Genomic DNA, 5,040 nt, shown 5'->3' with positions numbered 1-5,040 from the left:
CCGGTGGATACCCAGGATGACGCATTTGCCGAGGCTGAAGCCTCCGTACGTAGTAAAACCCAAAAGCTTTTGAGTATTCAGGGAGATAAAACCATCATGCAGTTTCATCGGCAGCTGGGGCAGCTGGTGTGGGACCATGTGGGTATGAGTCGCGATCGCAACAGTCTTGAAACCGTCATCAGTCAAATCCAATCGCTGCGGGCAGAATTTTGGCAAAATCTGCGGGTACCTGGCGAGGCTAATACCCTCAACAAAAATCTAGAATATGCCGGTCGCCTAGCCGACTTTCTAGAACTGGGTGAACTGATGGCTCGCGATGCCCTTAACCGTGAAGAATCCTGTGGCGGTCATTTCCGTGAAGAATATCAGACCCCAGACGGTGAAGCCAGACGCAACGATCAAGACTACGCCTACGTGGCTGCCTGGGCCTACAGCGGCGACGAACAGCCACCTAAGTTACATCAGGAGCCCCTGGTCTTTGATAACGTTAAACTGACTCAACGAAGTTATAAATAGGTCACCAATGGAATAGCTTCGATTTGGTAGTATTCAGACCCATCATCACATAACTACCACCCATGGGTTTATTGCTTATCTGTCTAGCCGCTGTCGCCTGGGGCACGACCGGCACGACGTCAGTGTTAATTGCGCAACAGGCAACCCTTTCGCCATTGATTGTGGGCCTGTATCGCATAGTTTTTGCGTTGCCTGTCTTTTGGCTGTGGCACGGCTATAACGCTCGGCAAAAATCTCTGGCTAGCTGGCTATTTCCACCAAAGCATCGCCTATCGCTGCTGGCCATGGGCCTCTGTATGGCAGGGTATCAGGTGTTTTACTTTGCGGCGGTCCCCTACATTGGCGTGGCCATGACAGCACTGGTCGCTGTGTGTTCGTCACCGCTGATTATTGCGCTGCTGGCCATCGCATTTCTGGGCGAGAAACTCACTCGCAGTCTGTGCATTGCTCTAGCCTTAGGCGTTACGGGCACTGTCTTACTGATTGCTCAACCTGAGGCAGTGCATGTTGACGGCGTCCGATTTTTTCTCGGCGTTGTCCTGGCGTTTGGGGCCGCGTTTTCCTATGCGGGCTATGCTATTTTTGCAAAATCGCTGGTGGGTCGGATGGATGCCATTGCGATCGCAACCTACAGCTTTACTGTCGCTGCCCTCATTCTGACCCCCACCCTTGTACTGCATCCACCCCTTGGCGTCTGGCTCAAAACACTCCCCCTTTTACTCTATCTGGGTGTCATTACTGGCGGTCTCGCCTATGGCATTTACATGCTGGGCATTCGCCACACGTCGGCCACCATGGCAGGACTGGCTGTTTTATTAGAACCCCTGACCGCCTCTCTGCTGGGTATCTTTGCGTTTAAGGAGCCCATCAGCGGGTCTGGTGCAGTTGGAGCTGTCTTATTGATTGTCGGTATTCTCTGTGCTCAGAAAGGAAATGCTACGAAGCATTCTAAATCGCACTAGCAGATATTGAAAGGGTAATTTAAGACCTCAAACTAGTTCGTCAAAAGCCTAAAGATTAATTGCTGAAGAGAATCTGACTAAATTGCTACCCTGCTGAATCTACTGAGCCTCAGAAGTCGTAATTTCAACCATGACATCGTTGAAATTACGATTAGAGACTCCTTGATAAAAAGGGAACAATCTTTTTGCATGAGTTTTTCAAAAATTCTAGTCAAAGTTGTTCACCTCCAGATTCTGCACCATAATGTCTGCCAGTAATCCAGTCACTGTAGCTTTTAACGGCACTAGCGGCATCTTAACCATTGCAGGTAATGCCCAGGACAATTTAGTCCGCTACTGGACTGGCGCAAACGATAGCATTGAGATGGAGATTGATGGTCAACGCTATTCTAGCGATCGTCACTCGCCGTTCTTTTCTGAATCCCTAAAAGACGTCAACAGCCATACCCTCCGGCGCATTCAATTGGATGGTGGGGCCGGTATCGACACCTTGGTGGTGGCGGATCATACTCTGAGCGGCACTCTGACCATCCAGGGAGACGACGTTGTTGATGTGGAAGGCGATGTAGCCACTGCCAGCACGTTAGCGATTATGGCAGATGCGATCGCAGTGGATGGTAGCTTATCAGCCCAGGAAATCACGCTGCAAAGCTCAGAAAGTACCGAGGTTACAGGGACACTAACGGCCCTAGACGGCGATATTGGTGGCACAATTCAGATTTTAGGAGACCGTGTCTCCCTGCTGGGTGCCACCATTGATGCGTCTGGAGCGAACGGCGGCGGCACAGTTTTAATCGGTGGCGATTATCAGGGGCAGGGGCCGCTTCCCACAGCTGCGTTTACCCAGGTGGATGCAGCCACCGTCATTACTGCCGATGCCCTCACCGACGGCAATGGCGGGCAGGTAATTGTTTGGGCCGATGACACGACCCATTTTAGCGGCCAGCTGAGTGCCCAGGGAGGAACCACAAGCGGTGATGGCGGCTTTGCTGAAATTTCTGCGAAGCATCTGGCATTTGATGGACAGGTCAATGTCCTAGCGGCTAACGGAACGACGGGGACGGTACTGTTTGACCCTGTTGATATTGTGATTGCCAACGCCGATGGTAACGACGGGGCCAATGGCGGCAGTGTTCTACTCGCAAATTCTCCGGCGGCTGAACCCTGGAACGTCACACCGGCTCAGCTAAATGCGGTGGGAGGAAATGTTATTCTCCAAGCCAGCAATGACATTACGGTGACGGATGCCATTACATTAGCGACCAACGGGGCATCGCTGACGCTGGAAGCTGGCAATGAGATTCTTCTGAATGCCAACGTTACTACAGCAAACGGTGCCCAACTTTACGATGGGGCCGTGGTTTTAGGCACGGATGCCACGCTGGATGCCGGTAGTGGCGATGTCACGTTTAATTCCATCATTGACGGTGGCCAAAGTTTAGCGATCAACAGCAGTGGCACTACTACATTGAATGGCAAGGTGGGCGATACCGTCACCCAGCTCGTTAATCTCACCACAGATGCCGCTGGCACTACGGTATTAAATGCTGCCGGAAACTCCAATATAGCCGGTAGGCGCTCTATTAGTTTGACCGGCAATGCGACATTTAACGATGCCGTCACCCTGACGGCTCAGACCACTGTGGTGGCCGGAGGCGATATCACCTTTAATTCCACTCTAGATGGTACCAAAGCGACTATCTTTCAAGTGGGGTCGGGTCGGACGCTGACCTTTGGGGAGAACGTGGGTAGTGCGGCTGCCATTGGCGCTACTCAGGTGGTCAATTTGGGGACCACATTAATTCAGTCAGACTCATTTACCAGCCGGTTCCTGCGTCTGCTCAATGACATCACGCTTGATGCCCCCAGCAACACCGTTACGATCACAGCCGATCAAGCCGTACGCCTAGGGGATTTAGGAGGCTCTACCATCCGGAGTGCGACCGATGGCGAAGATTCTTTAGTCATCAATTCGACGGCCAAGATTGATTTTGGTAGTACCACCGATAGCAGTCAACGTTTGAATGCCCTCACACTAAACAGCGACACGGATAATAGCGGTGGCGAAACCCTCAATATTGCCAGCAGTACTATTACCACTACGGGCACCCAAACCTACGAGGATGCGGTCGTTCTGCAGACCGACACGGCCTTTACCAGCGGGAACAATATCACCTTTAATTCCACGGTTCAGGGTGAAACCTCCGCTCGGAATCTAACGGTGGATGCGGGGGCTGCTACCCTCGATTTTAATGGTGCCGTAGGTGGAAGTAGCCTGATTAATGCGATTGATCTAACGGCGGGTCTGGTATCTGTGGATGGAGCGATCTCAGCCCAGGGAAATATTTCGGCGACAGCAGATGCGATCGCAATTAATCAAGCCATTACCGGGACAGGAGAACTCACGATTGTTCCCCAAACGGACGCAATCACAATTGGATTAGGGAGCGGTTCTAGCGGTGCGCTCAACCTCGACGCTGTCGAACTCGCCAATCTGACCGATGGTTTTAGTCGTATTCTCATTGGAGATAGCAGCAGCGGTGCCGTCGACCTTGTTAATGCTAATTTTACGGACCCCCTCACCCTGGCGGGAAGTACGATCAGCAACAGCAGCAGCGGCAACACTATTGCGGGTGACACCACGTTTGCAGGAGCTGTGGAGCCAGCGGGGAGTAACGATGCTGGTCAGCTGGTGGTGAATGGAGATGTGGCCTTTGCCAGCGGGGCTTCCCTCAACCTGCAGCTCAATGGCAGTGGCACTGCCGGAACAGACTACGACCAGCTTCAGGCCGTCGGTACCGTTAACTTGAGTAATGCGTCATTAAACCTGGGTCTGGGATATACACCAGCTTTAGGAGATACTTTGACGATTGTTGACAATGACGGCTCGGATGCTGTCTCCGGCACATTTAATGGCTTGGCAGAGGGCTCAACCATTGGTGTCGATGGCTTTAGCTTCCAAATTTCCTACCTCGGGGGTGACGGCAACGATGTCGCCTTAACAGTAACCAACAGTGCTCCCACCATCAGTGGCACGGCATCTGGACAAGCCGTAAACGACAACGCGACCCTGCTGCCCTTTTCCAGTGTGACACTTGCTGACGCCAATGGAGACAATGTCAGCGTCAGCGTCGCCCTAGATGATGCTAATAAAGGCGTATTTACGGCAGCCTCGCTCAGTGCGGCTGGTTTTATGGATGCAGGCGGCACCTATACTCTCGCCAGTACGACAACAGCAATTGCTCAAACCGCAATTCGGCAACTTGTCTTTGCTCCTACGGATAACCGAGTTGCGCCCACCCTCACCGAAACATCGGCATTTACAATCAATGTCAACGACGGTATAGATACCACCAGTGATGGCAGCACAACGGTTGTTTCCACATCGATTAACGATGCGCCTATTCTGACTATCCCTGCAGGCATAGCTGTTAACGAAGACGATATTAACAATACAATTGCGGGGATTTTAATCGCGGATGCTGATGGGGATGCACAAACTATAACTATTGGCGTCACCAACGGTACTCTTTCACTGAACGGCGCTAGCGGCCTTGCTTTT

2 protein-coding genes and 1 pseudogene are annotated in these 5,040 nt (G+C 52.0%); all 3 read left to right on the top strand.

All coding sequences use genetic code 11. The features are described 5' to 3' along the window. Positions 1-516 (top strand): annotated as a pseudogene (locus tag IQ260_RS27610) (fumarate reductase/succinate dehydrogenase flavoprotein subunit); the annotation flags it as partial. 62 nt (positions 517-578) lie between these two features. Further along, entirely contained in the window at positions 579-1,478 is a 900-nt protein-coding gene (locus tag IQ260_RS27605) for a DMT family transporter (RefSeq protein WP_193996286.1), read from the top strand. 244 nt (positions 1,479-1,722) lie between these two features. After that, a partial coding sequence (locus IQ260_RS27600; protein ID WP_193996285.1) for a beta strand repeat-containing protein occupies positions 1,723-5,040 on the top strand: 3,318 nt, incomplete at its 3' end.

The sequence above is a fragment of the Leptolyngbya cf. ectocarpi LEGE 11479 genome, assembly GCF_015207065.1.
Classification (GTDB): domain Bacteria; phylum Cyanobacteriota; class Cyanobacteriia; order Phormidesmidales; family Phormidesmidaceae; genus Leptothoe; species Leptothoe ectocarpi.
Note: the sequence above shows the minus strand (reverse complement) of the source record. Positions and strands in the feature narration are given on the sequence as shown.